This is a genomic window from Streptomyces sp. MK7 (genome assembly GCF_032658145.1).
Classification (GTDB): Bacteria; Actinomycetota; Actinomycetes; order Streptomycetales; family Streptomycetaceae; genus Streptomyces; species Streptomyces spiralis.
On the sequence record NZ_JAVACL010000039.1, the window covers coordinates 13843 to 31447 of the forward strand.

20 protein-coding genes are annotated in these 17605 nt (G+C 70.4%); 6 read left to right on the forward strand and 14 right to left on the reverse strand.

Going from position 1 to position 17605, the window contains the following annotated elements; genetic code table 11:
- Positions 1-291 precede the first annotated feature (291 nt).
- The 4 genes from R2S09_RS31125 to R2S09_RS31140 all read right to left on the reverse strand — a co-directional run bounded on the left by R2S09_RS31125 (position 292) and on the right by R2S09_RS31140 (position 3659).
- Entirely contained in the window at positions 292-1020 is a 729-nt protein-coding gene (locus R2S09_RS31125; RefSeq protein WP_316744604.1) for an alpha/beta hydrolase, read from the reverse strand.
- Positions 1021-1860: 840 nt separating this feature from the next.
- Positions 1861-2175 carry a hypothetical protein gene (locus R2S09_RS31130; RefSeq protein WP_316744605.1) on the reverse strand — a complete coding sequence of 105 codons (315 nt, stop codon included), beginning with the start codon at positions 2173-2175 and terminating at the stop codon, positions 1861-1863.
- Between the two features lie 35 nt (positions 2176-2210).
- Positions 2211-3005 carry an SDR family NAD(P)-dependent oxidoreductase gene (locus tag R2S09_RS31135; protein ID WP_306191051.1) on the reverse strand — a complete coding sequence of 265 codons (795 nt, stop codon included), beginning with the start codon at positions 3003-3005 and terminating at the stop codon, positions 2211-2213.
- A gap of 78 nt (positions 3006-3083) precedes the next feature.
- On the reverse strand, positions 3084-3659 hold the full coding sequence (locus R2S09_RS31140) for a TetR/AcrR family transcriptional regulator (protein WP_306191050.1): 576 nt from the start codon (positions 3657-3659) through the stop codon (positions 3084-3086).
- Positions 3660-4432: 773 nt separating this feature from the next.
- Here R2S09_RS31140 and R2S09_RS31145 point away from each other — a divergent pair.
- A complete protein-coding gene (locus R2S09_RS31145) occupies positions 4433-4885 on the forward strand; it encodes a transposase family protein (protein WP_316744606.1) in 453 nt (150 codons plus the stop codon).
- Positions 4886-4932: 47 nt separating this feature from the next.
- On the opposite strand, the gene R2S09_RS31150 is transcribed toward R2S09_RS31145, so the two are convergent.
- From R2S09_RS31150 to R2S09_RS31170, 5 genes are all read right to left on the reverse strand, one after another.
- Positions 4933-5301 carry a VOC family protein gene (locus R2S09_RS31150; RefSeq protein WP_316744608.1) on the reverse strand — a complete coding sequence of 123 codons (369 nt, stop codon included), beginning with the start codon at positions 5299-5301 and terminating at the stop codon, positions 4933-4935.
- A 56-nt stretch (positions 5302-5357) separates the two neighbouring features.
- Entirely contained in the window at positions 5358-5759 is a 402-nt protein-coding gene (locus R2S09_RS31155; protein WP_316744609.1) for a transposase, read from the reverse strand.
- A gap of 219 nt (positions 5760-5978) precedes the next feature.
- Positions 5979-6272, reverse strand: a complete 294-nt coding sequence (locus tag R2S09_RS31160; RefSeq protein WP_306191046.1) for a DUF1330 domain-containing protein — start codon at positions 6270-6272, stop codon at positions 5979-5981.
- 33 nt (positions 6273-6305) lie between these two features.
- Positions 6306-7739: an MFS transporter gene (locus R2S09_RS31165; RefSeq protein WP_316744611.1), complete on the reverse strand. Its 1434-nt coding sequence runs from the start codon at positions 7737-7739 to the stop codon at positions 6306-6308.
- Positions 7736-8098, reverse strand: a complete 363-nt coding sequence (locus R2S09_RS31170; RefSeq protein ID WP_014173936.1) for a MarR family winged helix-turn-helix transcriptional regulator — start codon at positions 8096-8098, stop codon at positions 7736-7738. Before R2S09_RS31170 ends, R2S09_RS31165 begins: the two co-directional genes overlap by 4 nt.
- Positions 8099-8464: 366 nt before the next feature.
- Here R2S09_RS31170 and R2S09_RS31175 point away from each other — a divergent pair, with 366 nt between their 5' ends.
- The 3 genes from R2S09_RS31175 to tnpA are packed head-to-tail and all read left to right on the forward strand — an operon-like array spanning position 8465 to position 10357.
- Positions 8465-9319 carry a metalloregulator ArsR/SmtB family transcription factor gene (locus tag R2S09_RS31175; protein ID WP_306191044.1) on the forward strand — a complete coding sequence of 285 codons (855 nt, stop codon included), beginning with the start codon at positions 8465-8467 and terminating at the stop codon, positions 9317-9319.
- Entirely contained in the window at positions 9316-9918 is a 603-nt protein-coding gene (locus tag R2S09_RS31180) for a dihydrofolate reductase family protein (RefSeq protein ID WP_306191043.1), read from the forward strand. The genes R2S09_RS31175 and R2S09_RS31180 overlap by 4 nt, the downstream gene beginning before the upstream one ends.
- A gap of 43 nt (positions 9919-9961) precedes the next feature.
- A complete protein-coding gene (gene tnpA / locus R2S09_RS31185; protein ID WP_306191042.1) occupies positions 9962-10357 on the forward strand; it encodes an IS200/IS605 family transposase in 396 nt (131 codons plus the stop codon).
- Positions 10358-10698: 341 nt separating this feature from the next.
- Here the strand turns inward: tnpA and R2S09_RS31190 are convergent, their stop codons facing one another.
- Positions 10699-11211 carry a hypothetical protein gene (locus R2S09_RS31190; RefSeq protein WP_306191041.1) on the reverse strand — a complete coding sequence of 171 codons (513 nt, stop codon included), beginning with the start codon at positions 11209-11211 and terminating at the stop codon, positions 10699-10701.
- 885 nt (positions 11212-12096) lie between these two features.
- On the opposite strand from R2S09_RS31190, the gene R2S09_RS31195 reads away from it, so the two are divergent.
- Both R2S09_RS31195 and R2S09_RS31200 read left to right on the forward strand, forming a co-directional pair.
- Positions 12097-13473 carry a cytochrome P450 gene (locus R2S09_RS31195; protein ID WP_316744613.1) on the forward strand — a complete coding sequence of 459 codons (1377 nt, stop codon included), beginning with the start codon at positions 12097-12099 and terminating at the stop codon, positions 13471-13473.
- The gene (locus tag R2S09_RS31200; RefSeq protein WP_316744614.1) at positions 13436-14395 is read left to right on the forward strand and encodes a 2-dehydropantoate 2-reductase; all 960 of its coding nucleotides are present in this window, start codon (positions 13436-13438) and stop codon (positions 14393-14395) included. The genes R2S09_RS31195 and R2S09_RS31200 overlap by 38 nt, the downstream gene beginning before the upstream one ends.
- A gap of 194 nt (positions 14396-14589) precedes the next feature.
- Here R2S09_RS31200 and R2S09_RS31205 read toward each other — a convergent pair whose 3' ends face one another.
- The 4 genes from R2S09_RS31205 to R2S09_RS31220 all read right to left on the reverse strand — a co-directional run bounded on the left by R2S09_RS31205 (position 14590) and on the right by R2S09_RS31220 (position 17172).
- The gene (locus R2S09_RS31205; protein WP_316744615.1) at positions 14590-14742 is read right to left on the reverse strand and encodes a hypothetical protein; all 153 of its coding nucleotides are present in this window, start codon (positions 14740-14742) and stop codon (positions 14590-14592) included.
- Positions 14743-15538: 796 nt separating this feature from the next.
- Positions 15539-16030 (reverse strand): RNA polymerase sigma factor, encoded by a 492-nt coding sequence (locus R2S09_RS31210; protein WP_306191038.1) that lies wholly within the window; start codon positions 16028-16030, stop codon positions 15539-15541.
- A gap of 123 nt (positions 16031-16153) precedes the next feature.
- Positions 16154-16774, reverse strand: a complete 621-nt coding sequence (locus R2S09_RS31215; RefSeq protein WP_306191037.1) for a class F sortase — start codon at positions 16772-16774, stop codon at positions 16154-16156.
- Positions 16771-17172, reverse strand: coding sequence for a sortase-dependent protein (locus R2S09_RS31220; protein WP_306191036.1), 402 nt, complete (start codon positions 17170-17172; stop codon positions 16771-16773). The genes R2S09_RS31215 and R2S09_RS31220 overlap by 4 nt, the downstream gene beginning before the upstream one ends.
- Positions 17173-17605: the final 433 nt, after the last annotated feature.

Consider the following 17605-nt stretch of genomic DNA (forward strand, 5'->3'; position numbering starts at 1 on the left):
TGCGACGGATGGCGGATCAGGGCGCAGGCTCAGGCCGAGCAGCTCCGGGGCCAGTACGGGCCGCCCACCCGCGAGCCGTGGAGCGAGCAACAGACCCAGACGTATGAGACCGCGTGGCGTGCCTGGCGGGACGTTGCCCGCGACCGCCCCGACCAGCCGGTACCGCCGACGGCCGGTCGGGGCGGTTGCGCATCTGCTGGCCACCGCCATCGGGGACGGCCGGGACCGTCCTCGATGGCGCCGTTCTGGCCGACGGCGCCTACCGTCTGCGGTCGGCCTGACGCCCCTGCCTCACTTCAGGTGCCGGGTGAAGAACCGGGCCGCGGCGTCCCCCGCGAACTGCGGGACGCCGGTGTGCCCGCCCATATTGGCCTCCAAGGTCTTCTCCTTGGAGGCGAAGGCGTCGAACAGACCCAGGGCCGCGTGCCGGTCGTTCCCTTCGTCGTCCCACTGCAGCAGGACATGCAGCGGAATGGTGACCTGCCGGGCCTCCTCGAACATGGAGCGAGGCACGAAACTCCCCGCGAACAGACCGGCGGCCGAGATGCGCGGCTCGACCACCGCCAGCCGGATGCCGATGGAGATCACTCCCCCCGAGTACCCGACCGGGCCGCTGATCTCGGGCAGTGTAAGGAGGGCGTCCAGGGCGGCCTGCCATTCCGGGACCGCCTTTTCGACCAGCGGGAGGATGAGAGCATCGATGATCCTGTCGTTGACCGGCTCGCCGACCTCCAGCGCCCGGCGCAGGTCGGCGCGGGCCTGCTCGGCGGCGGGCCAACGGGGCCGGTCGCCACTTCCGGGGAGCTCGATGGTGGCCGTGGCGAAGCCCTCCGCCGCAGAGTGCCGGGCCCGGGCCACCAGTCGGGGGTACATCTTGTGCAGTCCGCCGGGGTGGCCGAGCAGGATCAGCGGTGCCGGTGCGCCGGATTCAGGCGTCCACAGGATGCCCGGGATCTCGCCCAGGGTGAATTCGCGTTCGAGGACGCCGTCGTCGAGGCGTTGTTCAGAAGTGAAGTGCATGGTCGTGCCTTTCGGGAGTGCACAGAACGGCGCTCCCGGACGACCTATCGCCCGACCGTGACCCCGGAGGAGAGCACCCATGTCGATACGTTCACGGGTACCACCTCCTCAATCTCTCGCACGGCCTCCGGAAGGCTAGCAGACCAGCGGGAGCAATCTTCGATGACACAAACCTGCGTCCATCAAGGTTCGGACGTGGAGTTCATCGCGGTCAACGGATACACCCCGGAGCAGGTCGAGGCTGCCATCCAGGAGGCGGGCAAGGCCATCACCGCTCACGCCGGCACCGCGTCGCTGGCTGCCTGACCGCCGGACACGGCGGCTGGGCACGGGACCGTGCCGGCCCGGACCTGTTCCCGCCGGCATCGCAGGCCCGACCCGGGCCGTGTGGTCCCCTGGGCTTCCCGCCGGCGCCACCCCGCCAGCGGGAAGTCCGACTTCTTGGGCAGCGAGGCGCCGGGGAGAGCGCTGCGGACCGCGGACGTGGCGGCGACAACGATGTATGCAGCAGCCACCCCATGAGTCGTCAGAGTATTCGGCGGACATGACCGTCGGCCGCTTCACCTCATCGTTTCCACGTGCTGGGCGCCTTCCTCGGCGCCGTGTCGCCCGCGCTGATCGCCCACGCGCCAATCGAGGCCGGCGGGGACTCGCTCATGGTGGTGCTCTGCGCGGCCTTGGGTGTGGCGGCCGGTGTCACGTTCGTGTATGTGGGGTGCTGGAGGCGGGGAGCGCGCTGCCGCCGACGACGCTGATGCTGCTGTGCTCGTCCCGCTCCGGGTCACGCCCCGCCCCTGGAGGGCAAGGCGGTCCGCGGCGGCAACCCATGAGCCGCCCGAGTCACCCGCAGCATGGCGAAGGGACATGCCGGCCGGGCCGGCCGAGCCGCTCGGCATGCCCAGCAGCACCGCATAGATGCCGGGTCCCACGCTCGGTCTTCAGGGCGCCGGTGAGGTTGTTCCAGAAGCCGAAGAGACGGGTGTTGGCCATCTCGAGGATTCCGCCGACGTACGAAGGCTTGGCACGATCCGGAAACAGGTCCGCGGCGGGGGCGTTGGCGTAGGTGCCGTCCTCGTCGCGGGAGTGCGGGCCCACCTCGGCGGCGAGGGTTCCGCGTCCGGCGTCGGCGCTCGCGGCGTCGCGGTCGGTGGCCATGACGCCGGGTCGCGAGGTGATTCGTCGAGGATCAGTCAGAGGGTCTTGATCTGGCCGCCGTCGATGACGATCTCGGCTCCGGTGATGTTGCTCGCCACCGGCGAGGCCAGGAAGAGGGTGAGGTCGGCGACCTCGTGCGCCTCGGTGATCCGGCCGGAGGTGATGCCCATGCTCTGCGGTACGACCACGTCGAGCGCCTCCTGCGCCGTGACTCCGGCGGCCGCGGCGGTGGCGTCGGCGAAGCCGCCCGGAGCGGTCCAGAAGGGAGTGCGGACCGGGCCCGGGGAGACCGCGTTGACCCGGACGCCCCGCGGCGCGAACTCCTCGGACAGCGCCTTGTTCAGGTTGGTCAGCGCCGCCTTGGCCGCGGAGTAGTCCACGACCATGGGGAAGGGCAGCCGGGCGTTGATCGAGCTGATGTTCACGATCGCCCCGCCGCCGTCCTGGACCAGGTGGGGCAGTGCTGCCCGGCTCACCCGTACGGCACTGAAGAAGGTGAGGTCGAAGATCCGCTGCCAGTCGGCATCGCTGACCTCGAGGAACGACTCCCGGGGCTCGGCCGCGCCGACGTTGTTCACGAGGATGTCGACGCGGCCGTATTGCTCCACGGCCTGCTGGACCAGCCGCTCGGCCCCTTTCGTGGTGGACAGGTCGACCGAGACGATCGCGATGTCGTGCTTCGCTGCCAGGGCGTCCAGTTCGGGCGTGGAGGTGCGGCTGCCCGCCACGACCTTGGCCCCCTCGTCGGCCAACTTCTCGACCACGGCCAGGCCGATGCCCTTGCTGGCTCCGGTGACGACGGCGGCCTTGTCCTTGAGGTGCAGATCCATGACATTCCTTTTCTGGATTGATCGATACAAAACAATGGTAGGGTGAGCGGCGAATGAGCGCGGGGTTCGCTGCGCCACTCAGTCCAATGCGCGCATCGCGGTGGTCAGGGCGTCATCGACGAACTGTCGCCCCATGCGGGCCCGGCCGACGACGCGCATGCCCTGAATGAACGTGGTCAGGAACCGGGCGAGCCCCCGCGGGTCCTTCTCGGGTGAGAGTTCGCCCCGCACCTGCGCCCGTTCGAGGACGCCGGCAAGGAAGGACTCGACCTGTCGGATCGCGGTGTTCACGCGGTCGGCCGCCGCGGGCTGGTCGCCGCACTGCGTGGAGGCGTTGACCACGAGACACCCACGCGTCGGGTCGGCCAGGTCCGCCTCGATCATGGAGGCGAGCATCTGTCGGACCGCGGGCCTGAGCTCGGCCGTCTCCTCGAAGATCTTCTCCAGGCCGCTGCCTTGGAGAGTGGTGTAGCGCTCGAGGGCACGGAGGTAGAGCTCCTCCTTCGAACCGAAGGCCGCGTAGAAGCTGCCGCTGCCTATCGACAACTCCTTCAGCAGGTCCTGCAGGGATGTCTCGGCGTAGCCGCGGCGCCAGAACAGATCCATGGCGCGGTCGACCGCCTGGTCGATGTCGAACTCCCTGGTGCGAGCCATGCCGAAAGCGTAGCGCGCTTTATGGATTAGGCAATCCACTATGTTCTGTGTCACGTGGCGGCGGTTCGAGGGCGGTGCCCTCGGCCGGGGTGCCCGGCCCGGCCGGGTCCCGCACAGCGAGGGCACCGGCCGGTGCCGAAGGAGCCCTCGCCCGCCGCCCTGGCGCGCACCCGGGCCAGGACCGCCCTCGAACGCGTCGGCCGCCGGGTATCCGGGCCTTCGTCATGCCTTGGAATCCTTCCTCCCGGCCACTGCTGTCCGGGTCCCTGCTTCCGGCCCTACGGGGTGACGAAGCCGTGGCCGGGAGGGAGGTGCTGGAGCGGATCGCCGCGCGGCGTGCGGAGTTGGACGGACTGGAAGAGCGGCTGGTCAAGCCGTTGGCGGAGGTGCCGGTCGAGCGGGAGGAGCTTGCCGTGGCTGTGCGGGTGTGGCAGCGGATAAGCGAGCAGCTCGCCGACGAGCGGGCCCAGGCTGGATCGCCGGTGGTCCAGGTGGCAGGTCGGGCGGTGTGGCTGGTCCCGGACCGTGCGCCGGGGGTGAACGAGTCCGCGTTGCCGGTGGAGTACCACGTTTCCTGTTGCCGGTGGTGTACCAGCGCATCCTGGCCGCCGTGCGGGGTGCCGCCGGTCCGGTCGCCACCCGGCAGATCGGCGAGGTGCTGGGCTTGGGTACGGGGATGCGGGGCAGGCTGCAGTCGCTGCGCGGGAAGTTGACGAGGCCGGCCGACCGTGGCCGGTGGCACAGCGGCCCGACGGGAAGTTCACCGTCCGCCCTTGATCGATCAACTCGGCGACCGGGACGTAACCGGAGTCCCCCTCCGGCGCTGGCGCGGCGAGTTGTTCGCCCTGCCCGCCGCGAAGGCCCCGCGGCTGGACCGCGCCCTGAAGAAGATCGCACGGCACGGCGGGAAGGTCGTCCCGATCGACGGCACCCTCATCCCCACCCAGCGCCGCACCGGAGAGGCGTCCCGCCCGAACCGCTCCGGCAAGCACCGCTGCCACGGCCTGCACGTGATTGCCCTGACCGACGAGCGGCGCCGGCCGATCTGGATATCGGCTGGCCGGCCCGGCGGCACCCACGACATCACCGTCGCCCGCCGCCACCGGATCCTGGCCCACCTACGCGCCGGCGGCCTCGGCGCCCCGACTGACCCGGGCTTTGTCGGCCTGGACGACGACGGGGACCCCGTGGGCGTCACCGGCTTCGAGGCCACTACCGACAAATGATCTCTACCGCAGGCAGCCCACGACCAGCCCGAGCACCCGGAACAGGGTCACTGAGCCGGGATCGGCTGGGTGAGGTTCACCGGGTTGCCGTCGGGGTCCAGGATGTGGGCGACGCGCTGTCCCCACGGCATGTCGTGGGGGCCGCCGCGGACCGAGCCGCCCAGCGCCGTTACCCGGCCGAGCGTCTCATCGACGTCGTCGACACCGATGCTGAGCAGGATCCGCGACGCCTCCCGGTCCCCCGGGTTCGCCTTGGCCACCAGCCCGAGGTCGGTGTCCCCGATGCGCAGGCCGAGGTAGAAGACCGGGCCTTCCTCCGGCACCCGGAAGATCTCCTCGGCGCCGAACAATTTCGTATAGAAGCCGAGCAGGACGTCGTGGTCGGCAGTCAGGATCACTGGCTGGATGGTGGACATGGCACTCCTGTCGAGAACGGTCGTGTCGCCGGGTAGACCGTTCGAGGACGGTGAACTCATCGGCAAAACCGCCCGGCCAGACGATCTACACCACAGACTGCCGCCCACGACCAGTACGAGCACCCTGAAACGGGGTCACGCCACCACGCCGACCAGCGGGTGAGCGCGAGGCCCAGCAGCCGGTCGGCGCGGTCGCCCTCGGCGAGCCGGTCGCGGAAGCCGGACAGGACGCTGTGGTGGAAGCCGGGGTCTTCCCGCTCCAGGCCGAGGGCGTACTTGAAGTCGAGGCGGCAGCGCACCACCTCGGCGGCCTGGCGGTCCGACAGGTTCAGCACGTACTTGCAGCACGCAGACCGTGGCGAGCTGGGCGGGGGGAGCCCGGGGCGGCCATGGCGCGGGTACCAGGCGGTGAAGTCCTCGTCGTTCCACGGGCCGTCGAGGCGGTCGCGGATCCACATCGCGGTAGTGCCGTGGGGTTGCTGGCGCGGGCGACCCCCGCGGTCAGCGGCGGGATCTCCGATCCGGGCTGGGGCTGGGGCTGGGGCTGGAGGGACATATCGAGCTCCCCGGGAACATGGGCATCATGTTCCCGGGCCTGACGCAAGGTCACGATCGTCAACGGCCCGTCCTCAAGATTCCCGACAAAGTCCCTCAGTGAAGATCCGGCTGGACCTCGGTCAGTCGATGCCTTCGACGATGCGGAAGTCACGCTCGACGCCGTCGGAGAGGGCGACCAGCGCCTCCTGGTAGGCCGCACTCTCGCGTGCCGCGACGGCCTGCTCGAAGCTGTCGAACTCGATCAGGACGGTGCGCTCGGCGATTCCGGCGTCATGCGCCACGACCCGACCGCCACGGACGAAGGTCCGACCGCCCCCGGCCTCGACGGCCAGGCGGGCCAGCTTGTTGTAAGCGGCCAGCTTCTCAGGGTCTGAAATGGTGCGGTAGACGCTGACCCAGTAGCCCTTGGGCATGGAACCTCCAGTGTTGGGATGAGTGCATCTGACTTACGAGTTGGTCTCGGACGAGCGTCGGCGGGCGAGGGCGAGGCTTGTCAGCGTCGTGATCGCCATGGCGCCGATGCCGACCAGCGCCGCGGTGGTGTAGGCGCTGTCGTCGGGGAAGAGGTGGCCGGGGCCGGTGCCCGCGGCGAGGATCAGGCCGCCGATGGCGCTGCCCAGGGCGTACCCGACGCTGCGGACGACGTAGTTGAAGCTCATGGCGCTCGACGTCTCGCTCTTGGGGGTGACGGCCAGGATGACGCCGGGCATCGCGGCCGAGAAGCCGCCGACGCCGAAGCCGAGCACGCCCATCGCCGCGAACAGTTCGGCCAGGTCCGACCGGGCCGCCGCGAACAGGGCGAACCCGCCGCCGACCACGACGGCGCTGCCGGCCAGGAGCAGGGGGTCGGCGATCCGTCTCCGGACCCGCGGCGTGAGCTTGCCGGCGACGAACCCCAGCACCGAGAACGGGATGAGGACCAGCCCGGCGACGAAGGTCGTCAGCCCGAAGCCGTAGCCGGCGCCGTGCGGCGTCTGCGCGTACCGGGTGATGAGCGTGAGCAGGAGGTACATGCCGATCCCGCCGACGAACATGGCGAGGTTCGCGCCGGCGACCGCCGGGTGCCGCACCGCCCGCACATCGACCAGGGGCGTCGTGCTGCGCAGCTCGATGACGGCCCAGACGCAGAGCAGCACCACCGCGACGACGGCGAGGCTCGCCGCCACGGCGAGGTGCCGGCTCCACAGATCCCGTTCGCCGGCGAGGAACAGCACCAGCAGCAGCGCAGCGGCCAGTGCGACCGCGCCTGCCACGTCCACGTGGGCGGAGCGGCCTTCGGGGGCTTCGGGCATGGAGCGCCACGCGGTCAGGAGGGCGGCGGCGGTGACGACCAGGCCGAGGCCGTAGGCGGCCCGTACCCCGCCGAGCTCGGCGAGCAGTGCGGCCAGCGGGTAGCCGACGCCGGCCCCGATGATCGAGACCACCGAGATCAGGGCGATCACGGCCGCGCTGCGCTCCTCAGGGAGGTGGTCCCGGGCCACGCCCATCATCAGCGCCGTCAGTCCGAGCCCGACGCCCTGGGCCGCCCTGCCGGCCAGCAGCCACGCGAACGGCAGCGGCAGTACGGTGAGCGCGCTGCCGGCGACAACAACCGCCAGCGTGGCGAGGATCGTGGCCCGCCGGTGCGGGCCGGCTCCGAGCCGGCCCAGGACCGGCGTGGCGACGGCGCCGCTGAGCAGCGCGACGGTCAGCGTCCACTGCGCGCTGCCGAGCGAGACGTGGAACGAGGTCGCCACGCTGGTGATGAGCGGCGTCCCGAGGCTGGCGACCGCCGCCACGACCAGAGCGATGAACATCAGAGCGGGGACCAGCAGCCGCGCCTCGGAACGCGCCACCGGGAACGCCTTCACCGCGACCCCGCCGACCGGCTGCCCGGTCACTGCTTCGGCCCTTCGCGGTCCTGGCTTTCGAGCTCTGCCAGATGCTTCAGTGCCGGAAGGGCCGCCACCAGCGCCTCGACCTCGTCGCCGGTGAGCTCGCCGATCAACCGCTCGAACGCGTGGACGCCCGCCTGGCGCCGCGTCCGGACATAGGAGGCGCCGGCCTCGGTCAGGCACACCAGCGTGACCCGCTTGTCGGACGCGTCGCCCCGCCGCTCGACCAGGCCGGACTCCTCCATCACCCGGACCAGGGCGGTCATCGCGGGCTGGGTGACGCCCTCGACCGCGGCCAGATCGGTGATGCGCCGCGGGCCGGTCCGGTCCAGGGTGGCCAGGGTGGCGGCGGACGTCAGGCTCATGTCCCGGGGCAGGCGTCTCGCGGCCCTGGTGGCCAGGCCGTAGAGGGCTGCCCCGATGGCGGCGGACGCGCCAGGAGCGGTGTCTTGACGACTCATGCTCGAAGCATAGCATTTTTATATTTATAGTTTATGGAAATGTTTCACTGGCGCCGGCTCTCGGGCTGCGTGCCCCAGCTCGGCGGACGCGCGGCCGACGACCTCCTTGATGGCGGGAGTGTCCGTGACGTCGAGGGACGACACCCAGAACGCGTCGCCGGACTTGGCCACGCGGTCGTCCACGGATCCAGGCCGACGGCTCGCGCCGGCCACCTTGAGCCTCTTTTATTCCTTGACACGAATATTCGTTGCCAGGAATACTTGTTCCCCATGGACGCACTCCTCGCCGCACTGGCCGACCCGGCCCGTTGGCGGCTCGTCAACCTGCTGGCCGAACGACCCCGGCCGGTCGGCGTGCTCGCCCAGCTCGCCGAGGCGCGCCAGCCGCAGACGACCAAGCACCTGCAGACCCTTGAACGCGCCGGTGTCGTGACCTCCCAGCGCACCGGTCAGCGTCGCATCTACGCGCTACGGCCCGGCCCCCTGCGGGACCTGGCGGCCACGCTCAGCCGTATCGCCGACACCACGGAACAGGTCAGCGGCCCGCACGCGACGTACGGCCGCTACGAGCGCGGCCTCCACGCGGAGCGGCTCGCCGCGAAGGAGTCGGGATGGGCCGACGACCGCTCGTTCACGTTCCACCGGTCGCTGACTGGGCGCCCCGAGTCGGTCTGGCGCCACCTGACCGAGGCCGTCCTGCTCGCGCACTGGTGGACTCCCGAGGACCTCCGCGTCTCCGAGCTCGTCTTCGAGGCGCGACCCGGTGGGCGGATCGTCCAGGAGTACCGCGACGCGGAAGACACCGATGGTTCCCACCTGATCGCCGGCCGCGCGGAGGGAGTCGTCGACGACGTACGCCCCGGCGAGCGCCTCGCGTACCGGCTCTCCCCACTGCTTCCTGACGGCCGCCCCGCCTTCACCGCTCACGTCGACATGAGCCTCGGGCCCGCCGAGACAGGATCAGACCTCGACGTCCACTGGCACATCACGGACAGCACGATCGACTCCGCGGACTTCATCGCCGGCATCGAGATCGGAGTCGGCCAGAGCCTGGACAAGCTCGCGGCAACCCTCGCCGCGGACTCGCACGACACCGACAGCACCGACACGAGGAGCATGAAATGACAGAGCAGACCGCCGGCCGCAGAGTCGTCACCAACCTGGCCCTCTCCCTCGACGGCCACTACGCCGCGCCGGACAACCCGCTGGACATGAGCTGGGTGATGCCGTACGCCGTCTCGGACGTCGCCCGCGACCACCTGACGAGCCTCTGGCAGTCGGCCACGACGGCCCTGCTCGGGCGGGTCAACGCCGAGGGATTTCTCGGTTTCTGGCCCACCGTCATCGGTATGGAGGGCGCCGACCCGCGCGACGAGGGCTTCGCGAGGTGGCTCGTCGACACCGACAAGGTGGTTCTCTCCTCGACCCTCGACCAGGCGCCGTGGGAGCGGGCGACGATCGTCGACAAGTCGGCCGCCGAGGTGGTCGGGGACCTGAAGGCAACCGAAGGCGGTGACATTCTCGTGCTCTCCAGCGCCAGCGTCATCAAGGCGCTGCTGGCGACCGACAAGGTCGACCGGCTGGCGCTCACGATCTTCCCGGTCTTCCTCGGCGGCGGGCCCCGCCTCTTCGACGACGGTCTGCCCGCAGGGCAGTGGACACTCGTCAGTCAGGCCGCGGGCGAGCACGGCACGCTGGCCCTCGTCTACGACCGGATCCGCTGAGCCGATCGTTTGGCTCTGCAGGCGAGGTTCCAGCTCGGAGCCAATGCTCCGCCATGCGATCCGTTCATTCACAGAGTGGGTGGGGCCTGGAGGTCCTTCATGCCGTCGGGAGGTCTTCACCGGCCAGATCCTCACCCGCTGCGAAGAGATCATGCACAAGGTCTGCGAGGACTTCGGCGCGGAACTCAAAGAGTTCAACGGCGAAACAGATCACGTGCACCTACTCGTCCGCTACCCGCCGTCCGTCGCTCTGTCCCGGCTCGTCGGCAGCCTCAAAGGCGTCTCCGCACGGCGCCTGCGGCAGGACTTCCCCGACCACATCAACAAGTACCTGTGGGGCGAGCACTTCTGGTCGCCCTCCTGCTTCGCCGGCTCCTGCGGTGGTGCGCCACTGGCCGTGGTCAAGGAGTACATCGAGAACCAGAAGCGCCCGCACTGACCGCGACACCGTCGTGGGAGCTTTACCGAGCGATACCGCGGCGCCCCGCGCCGCCCCGCTCAGGATGCAGTTTCCCCCACCCCTGAAGGGGCGGGGTTCCTTGCAAGATCAGGCTGAAGAACTGCCTGGGCAACCTCGGCCCGTGCAGCATCGACGAGCTCGCCGGGCCGGCCCGCACACGTTTCGAACGCACGCAGTGTCAGCCCAGCCTGCTCGACGGCTTCATCGCCGGGACCGGGCTCGTCCCAGCCCTGCCATGGCTGAGCTGGGTTGGAGGTCGCTTCCCGTATCGGCGGAGATCATTTCCCGCACAGTGGGCTGAGGGCCGCCGCGTAGTGCAGTTACCCAAGGGACGCGAATGGGTTCGAGAACGAGGTCAGGTCGCTCACGCGGACCAGGCTGAGCTCCCTGGGTTCGATCTCAGTGCCGGACAGGACCACTTCAGTGCTCTCGACGCATCCCCGTGCGACCCAGTGACGGTGGCTGCTGTTGCGCCAGAGTTCGAACGCCACGGGTTTCCCGTCTGTGGTGATGATGACGGGTTCGGAGGCCGGCAGGCCGGCCGGGGATTCCTCCGCGGGGTGGAAGTAGATCTCGAAAGCCCGCTGCAGGGCCTCGCTGGTCTCTGCATTGCCGGACGAGGCGGTGAAGACCGTGACGTGCTCGACCTGAGGGTCGAAGTACGGAGAGCCGAACCACAGGTACACATGGATGTCGCCGGTGGCTCGGTTGTAGCCGTGACCCGTGACCTGCCGTGATTCCGGCCAGTTGGCGTCGACAGCGAAGACGCTGAAGCCTTCTGCCGAGCCAGGGGTGCCTTGATCGTTCATGGGATCTCCCGTGTGCTCGTCCATGATCCTGCCACCGCAAGAGAACCGGCGGGAAGTGGGGTCGGCCTTCACGGCTTGGGCCTGGAACTGGTCGGTGCACGCCCTCAGCGGTCTCACCCGGCCGGCCCGGCCGTAAGGTGCCGCCCACCACCCCATGGCTGACGAACCACCAGGCGAACAAGCTCAGATGCCCGTCCCACACACCACCGAAGATCCGCAACCCGGTGGTAGCCCCGGCGTGCCCTCCACCCCAGCCCCGTCTCACGGAGGTGCGCCAGGGCAGCCGTTCGGCGAAGGCCGGACCCTACCCGACGAGGATGGCGACCGCCGCCGTGAGCGGCGTGCCTGGTCCCGTGTGCGGGCGCCACCAGCCTTCAGTGGCGGGAACTGCGACCTGAGCACGTAGCTGTCGTGCTGCAGCCAGCGACCGATCCCCGCCGCCGCGGCGAACAGCAGCAGGGCCGCGCCCGCAGCCACCAGGTCCCGCCGGCGGGGCGTGGCAGGCAGCACTCCCCCGGTCACGGCGGCTCAGCAGGACGTCAGACTTCCGCAAGGACTGATCACCTCCGACCAGTTCGTCGCGCTCGCTCCGCCGCCCAGATCGTCGTGTCCCTGTTCAAGCGGGACGTCCCGACTCAGCCCATGGCCGATGCCTGCAACGCCGTTTCAGCCAAGTTGACCACGGCCGTCCTCGGCGAATTCGACGAACAGGCCGCCAAGGGCGCCGCCCCGACGCCGCCGCCCACACATGGCCTTCCACCAACGGTCTGGCCTGAATCACGATCCGCTTCCCGGCCAATCCGCAGCAGGCCGCATCGCCGTCCCTTCGACCATGGAGCAGGATCGTCCGCAGCCCCCGGCGACTGCGGGCGAACGGAGCCGTGCAGGCCGGCCGTTTCACCCCGTCCCATGCGCGACACCGAAGCCATTCGGCACAACCACCTGACATCAACGAGAGGCGGGCAGTTGTCAACTCACGACCAGCGTCCCTACGTTCTCGACCCCACAGGCCACGACATACAGGCGGAGGGTGCCCGGCTCCGCGCCCGAGGCCCCGTCACGAAAGTGATGCTCCCCGGCAACATCCCGGCGTGGTCGGTCACCAGCCACACCGCCCTCGAACAGCTCCTGACCGATCCGCGGGTCTCGAAGGATCCCCGCCGGCACTGGCCCCGGTTCATCGCAGGGGAGATCACCCCCCAGTGGCCGCTGTACGCCTGGGTCTCCGTCACCAACATGTTCACCGCTTACGGCAGCGACCACCGCAGGCTGCGCCGCCTGGTCACGCCGGCCTTCACAGCCCACCGGACCGCGCAGCTGCGCCCTCAGGTCGAGCGCATCGTGACGCGTGTGCTGGACGATCTTCCTCGCACCGCGGTCAACGGCGTGGTGGACCTACGGCAGCACTTCGCCTACCTCATCCCGGTGCAGGTGATCACGCAGCTGATGGGCGTTCCCGAGGGCTCCATGGCAGCCGGCATCCGCACCTGCGTCGACAACATCTTCAACACGGCACTCAGCCCACAGGAAGCCGCCGACAACTACCACACCACCTACAGCCTGCTCAACGACCTGGTCGAACACCGCAGGAGGCAGCCGGGGGACGACCTCACGAGCTACTTGATCTCTGCCGGTGACAGCAACGAGGCACTGACCGAAACAGAAGTCATCGACACCCTCCTCCTGATCATCGCCGCCGGCCACGAGACCACGGTGAACCTGCTCGACAACGCCGTCTTCGCACTGCTCACGAGGCCGGACCAGCACAACCTCGTCCGCACCGGCAAGGTCGCCTGGACCGACGTCATCGAGGAAAGCCTGCGCGTCGACGCCCCGGTGGCCCACCTGCCCCTGCGCTACGCCGTCGAGGACATCACCGTCGCGGGCACGACCATCCCGAAGGGAGACGCCATCCTGGCCTCCTACGCGGCCGCCGGCCAGGACCCCGAGCACCACGGCCCGACCGCAGGAGTCTTCGACGCGACCCGGGAGAACAAGGACCATGTCGCCTTCGGCTACGGTGTGCACTACTGCCTGGGGGCACCGCTGGCCCGTATGGAGGCGGCCACCGCGCTCCCGGCACTGTTCGAACGCTTCCCTTCCCTCGCACTGGCCCGGCCCGCAGGAAGCATCGAGCCGCTTTCCTCGTTCATTTCCCAGGGACACCGGAGCCTGCCCGTGACGCTCACCCGGGACAGCGACGCGGTGCCACGCACGACGGGCCACCGGGTCGGGCGTCATCACCGTGATGACGCTGACGAGGAAGGGAACACGTCATGCGCATAGCCGTCGTGGGGGCAGGGGGTGTCGGGGCTACTTCGGCGCCCGGCTCGCCGCAGGAGGCCACGAGGTCACGTTCGTCGCCCGCGGCCGGCATCTGAAGGCCATACAAGAACGCGGGCTGCTGGTCCGCAGCCCGTTGGGCGAGCTCAAGGTGCCGGCGACATCGGTGGTGCCGACCATCGCGGAACTGGAACCCGCCGATGTGGTGCTCGTCGCCGTGAAACTGTGGGACACCGAGAACGTCGCGGCCCAGCTGCGCGACGTCGTGGACGCGGGCACCCGTGTCATCTCCCTGCAGAACGGTGTCCGGAAGGACGCGGTGCTGCGCCGGTACCTGCCGGCGGAGGCCGTGTGGGGTGCGGTCTGCTACATCTCAGCCGTCATCGAGGAACCAGGAGTCGTCGCCCACCACGGCACGCTGCAGAAGGTGGTGTTCGGCTCCTACGACAACTCGGACACGCGTCGCGCCGGCGCCTTTCTCGACGCGTGCCTCTCCTCCGGTATCGAGGCGGAACTCAGCTCCGACATCGAACGGGTCATCTGGGAGAAGTTCGTCTTCCTGGTGGGGCTCTCGGCCACGACGACCGCCGTGCGCCAGCCCATCGGGGTGATCCGCTCCGACGCTCACACCCGGGAACTGCTGCGCGGTGTGATGGCGGAGGCCGTGGACGTGGGCCGTGCCGCCGGGGTGGCGCTGGACCCGGGCCTCCCCGATGAGCGGCTCGCGTTCTGCGACACCCTGCCGGCCGCGATGACCTCCTCGATGCACAACGACCTGACGCAGGGCAACCGCCTGGAACTGCCCTGGCTCAGCGGCAGCGTCGCCGACCTCGGCAGCGAGTTCGGGATCCCCACACCACGGAACCGGACGATCGCCGATGTCCTGGCACCCTACGAGCTGGGACAACCGGATCCCGGCCGCTGACCGCGGCGCGGAACCCGGGTCGTCGGATCCCGCCGTCCTCCGGGCATACCGATCTGGCCCCGGAGGACGACGAGATCCGGACCCGGCCTTGCCCAGCCGCCGATCGGTCCGGAGTGGGCGTCGGCGTCCAGCGGCGTTCCGAGGGCGGTGGACCTCGCTCCGGGCCGAGGCTGCTTTTCAAAAGCTCTCCCTGTTCATCGTGGGACACCGCGTCCCAGCACGCCGACCAACGCAAGAGCCTCCACCTTGCCGATGACACCGCAGCCCTGCGCCACCCACTCGCCGTACTCGTCCTGCGCCTGGCCCCAGCCCGACCGGACCGACCGGACCGTGAAGGAGTGACGCACCGCCCTGCCCCGCACCGCGTTCACGCCGTCGCTGCCGGCCTCGCCGACGACGACGGACTGGACACCGGTATCGACTGGGGCTCGGCACGGACTCCACCGCCCACCTCGCAAGGATGCTCACCGACCCCCGGCGCGCACGGCATCGGTCTGGTGCGCACCGCCACCCGGCGGGCACGTCCAACCGTCCTGGGTGAGAGCACCCAACCCGAGAGGTGGGCCATCTCGTACCAGGACGGTGTGGCCCAGAGCATCGCCGGGGCCGCCCTCAAGCGCAGGGGCCGCGGCGGTGGCCGGCCCTGGGAGTCATGGGCGGGTACCGGCTGCGGAAGGGGTCGCGGAGCGCGCCGGGTCCGTCGATGGCTCCGCCATGCGCCGGCGTGGGGTGGGGGCCGGAGGCCGGGGTTGTGTCGGGGTTGTGGAGGGGGAGGCGGTGGTGGCCGGGGGGCGGGTGGGAATGGTCGTCGTAGCCGTCGAGGGGCGGGCGCCGGGGCGCGGGGTGACACCCGCGGGAGCCGGCTCGGCCAGGGTCGGTGGGACCGTGGGGTTGCTCGCGGGTGGCGGGGCGAGGGGAACCGTCGGGGAGGCGGGGTCCTGTTGCGTGGTGCGCGGCCATGGTAGGGCGAGGAGGGCCGCGACCGTGCAGGTCGCGCCGGCTGTGACGGCAGCGCGCAGAATGCGGCGGCGGGCCGCGCCACGGCGGATCTCCTCGTACCGGCCGGGCGGCGGGGCGAGGTGCTGGGAGGGCGGCCGCATGATGACGGCGAGGTGGTCGTCGGGTTCGGCGTCCGGACCGTCGTCATTGTATGTGATCAAGGCTTCTCCTCAGGTGGGCGCGGAGCAGTTCGCGGGCCGCGTGCAGGTCGGCCTTGACGGTTCCTTCCTTGCGTCCGGTCAGCATGGCCACCTCCCGTATCGGCAGGTCAGCGTAGTAGTGCAGGAGGGTCGGTATGCGCAGTCGTTCGGGGAGCGCCTGGACGAGCAGGCGGACCGAGGGGTCGGTCTGCTCGGTGGGTGGGAGGACGGACGCCTCCACGGTGGCGCGCTGGATCGCCTTGCGTTCGCGCTCCAGTTTGCGCCAGTGGTCCCGGACGATGTTGGCGGCCGTGACGTAGAGGAATCCCCGGGGCTCCGACACGGATGTCCAGCGGGCCCAGAGGCGGGTGAACGCCTCCGACGCAATCTCGTGGGCGGTCTCGTCGTCGTCGACGAGGCGGCGGCACCAGCCGGCCAGGCGCGGGTAGAGAGCGGCGAACAGCTCTGCTGCCGCCTTCTCGCGGGACCGTTTCAATGCTCTCCATGGGGGGGTGAGGGCACTCGTCGCGCCCGGGGCGCGTGCAGGGTGCCCGTGGGAAAGATCCCGGACCGACGGAGTACGTTCCATCGGCCCGGGACCGGGGCGGGCGGAGGCAGGTCAGTGGCTCGCGGTGCTCAGCGCGGCGAAGACGATCAGGTTGTCGAGGTAGCCGTCGCCGGTGCGGGGTCCGCCGCATGTGATGAGCCGCAGCTCGGGCCGGTCGACGTCGCCGTAGACCGCCTTGGTCGGAAAGTCGGCCTTGGCGACGGTCCGTACGGAGGTGACGGTGAACTCGGCCGATCTGCCGTTCTCCAGGCGCACCGTGATCCCGTCGCCCCGGCGCAGCCGGTCGAGGTGACGGAAGACGCCGTCCCCGTAGGCACCGACCGTGATATGACCGAGGATGACCGACGGACCCATCTGGCCCGGCGTCGGAGAGTGCTGGTACCAGCCCGCCTGGTCATGCGCGGTGATCGGGGGCACCTGCACGCTGCCGTCCTGGGCCAGTCCGAGTCTCATGACCGGCGTGTCGACGCCGATCTCGGGGATCAGCAACCGCGCCGGGACCGAACGGCCCAGCACGTACGGCTCGTTCGGGGCGTCCGTGGAGGACCGGGCGGACGCGTGCGCGCCGCCGGGGCGGGTGGCCGACGCCCCGTCGCCGCCGTGGCCGGCGCAGCTCACGAGGAGCGAGGCCGGCGCCGCAGTGACGAACGCGCGCCTGGAGAGAGGGGTCATGCCCCGGTCGCCTGTCGGCGGCGCAGGAGGAAGACCGCCGCGCCGCCCACCGCGATGGCGCCGGCGGCACCACCGCCGATCAGCATGCCGTCCGAGCCGGAGCCGCCGGAGCTGGTGGTCACGCCGGTGTCGGGGGCGCCACTGGGAACGACGCCGACTTGGCCGCGCCCCTTGCCCGGCGCGGCGGTCGGCACGGGGGCGGCCGTCCGGCTCGGCTCCCGGGTAGGGGCCGCGCTCGGCTCCGCGCCGGCCGGCGCGCCCGGCCGGGCCGACGGTTCGGAGGCGGAAGAGGAACGCGTGGTCGGGGACGCGCTCGCCCCATGGGCGAACGCGGGCACCGTGCTCGCCAGCACGGCGACGCAGGCGGCTGCCATGGCGCTGAGGACTGTTCGGCGCATGAATCGCTCTCTTTCGTTCGATCGGCCCAGCCGGTGGCCGGGCGGGCTTCATGACGGATCGAGCGGAGAGACGAGACAGGATCAGCACAGGTTGTAAAGGGCCGGCAAAGTCGCGCAGGCCCCGGCCGCGGCAAGCACGCGGCGCCAGGCGCACCGCCCCGCGCTGCCCGACGTCCCCGTCGACGGCGACCTCGACGAGTTCCTGGGAGCGACCCAGGCCGCGGCACCGCTGGATTCAAGAGCGTCGACTCCTTCTCCAGCAGCCTGTCCCGGGGCAGCCTGCCCTTGCTGGAAACCCCGGACGCGCTCACGGAGAAGGGCCGGCGACGAACTCCGCAGAGGGGCACACGCGACAGCTTGTCGTCGGTGCACTACCAGCTTCGGCGGCTGGATGAGAAAGGCGCTGTCGAGCGGGCCCGGCAGTGACGCGGCA

Bases quoted from the DNA above. Each gene is read 5' to 3' on its own strand.
- R2S09_RS31135 (WP_306191051.1), bottom strand. From the start codon at position 3,005: ATGGATCTGCACCTCAAGGACAAGGCCGCCGTCGTCACCGGAGCCAGC.
- R2S09_RS31190 (WP_306191041.1), bottom strand. From the start codon at position 11,211: ATGGACGAGCACACGGGAGATCCCATGAACGATCAAGGCACCCCTGGC.
- tnpA (WP_306191042.1), top strand. From the start codon at position 9,962: ATGCTCCGCCATGCGATCCGTTCATTCACAGAGTGGGTGGGGCCTGGA.
- R2S09_RS31220 (WP_306191036.1), bottom strand. From the start codon at position 17,172: ATGCGCCGAACAGTCCTCAGCGCCATGGCAGCCGCCTGCGTCGCCGTG.
- R2S09_RS31200 (WP_316744614.1), top strand. From the start codon at position 13,436: ATGACGCTGACGAGGAAGGGAACACGTCATGCGCATAGCCGTCGTGGG.
- R2S09_RS31125 (WP_316744604.1), bottom strand. From the start codon at position 1,020: ATGCACTTCACTTCTGAACAACGCCTCGACGACGGCGTCCTCGAACGC.
- R2S09_RS31170 (WP_014173936.1), bottom strand. From the start codon at position 8,098: ATGAGCCTGACGTCCGCCGCCACCCTGGCCACCCTGGACCGGACCGGC.
- R2S09_RS31175 (WP_306191044.1), top strand. From the start codon at position 8,465: ATGGACGCACTCCTCGCCGCACTGGCCGACCCGGCCCGTTGGCGGCTC.
- R2S09_RS31180 (WP_306191043.1), top strand. From the start codon at position 9,316: ATGACAGAGCAGACCGCCGGCCGCAGAGTCGTCACCAACCTGGCCCTC.
- R2S09_RS31150 (WP_316744608.1), bottom strand. From the start codon at position 5,301: ATGTCCACCATCCAGCCAGTGATCCTGACTGCCGACCACGACGTCCTG.
- R2S09_RS31155 (WP_316744609.1), bottom strand. From the start codon at position 5,759: ATGTGGATCCGCGACCGCCTCGACGGCCCGTGGAACGACGAGGACTTC.
- R2S09_RS31160 (WP_306191046.1), bottom strand. From the start codon at position 6,272: ATGCCCAAGGGCTACTGGGTCAGCGTCTACCGCACCATTTCAGACCCT.
- R2S09_RS31130 (WP_316744605.1), bottom strand. From the start codon at position 2,175: ATGGCCACCGACCGCGACGCCGCGAGCGCCGACGCCGGACGCGGAACC.
- R2S09_RS31215 (WP_306191037.1), bottom strand. From the start codon at position 16,774: ATGACCCCTCTCTCCAGGCGCGCGTTCGTCACTGCGGCGCCGGCCTCG.
- R2S09_RS31195 (WP_316744613.1), top strand. From the start codon at position 12,097: ATGCGCGACACCGAAGCCATTCGGCACAACCACCTGACATCAACGAGA.
- R2S09_RS31140 (WP_306191050.1), bottom strand. From the start codon at position 3,659: ATGGCTCGCACCAGGGAGTTCGACATCGACCAGGCGGTCGACCGCGCC.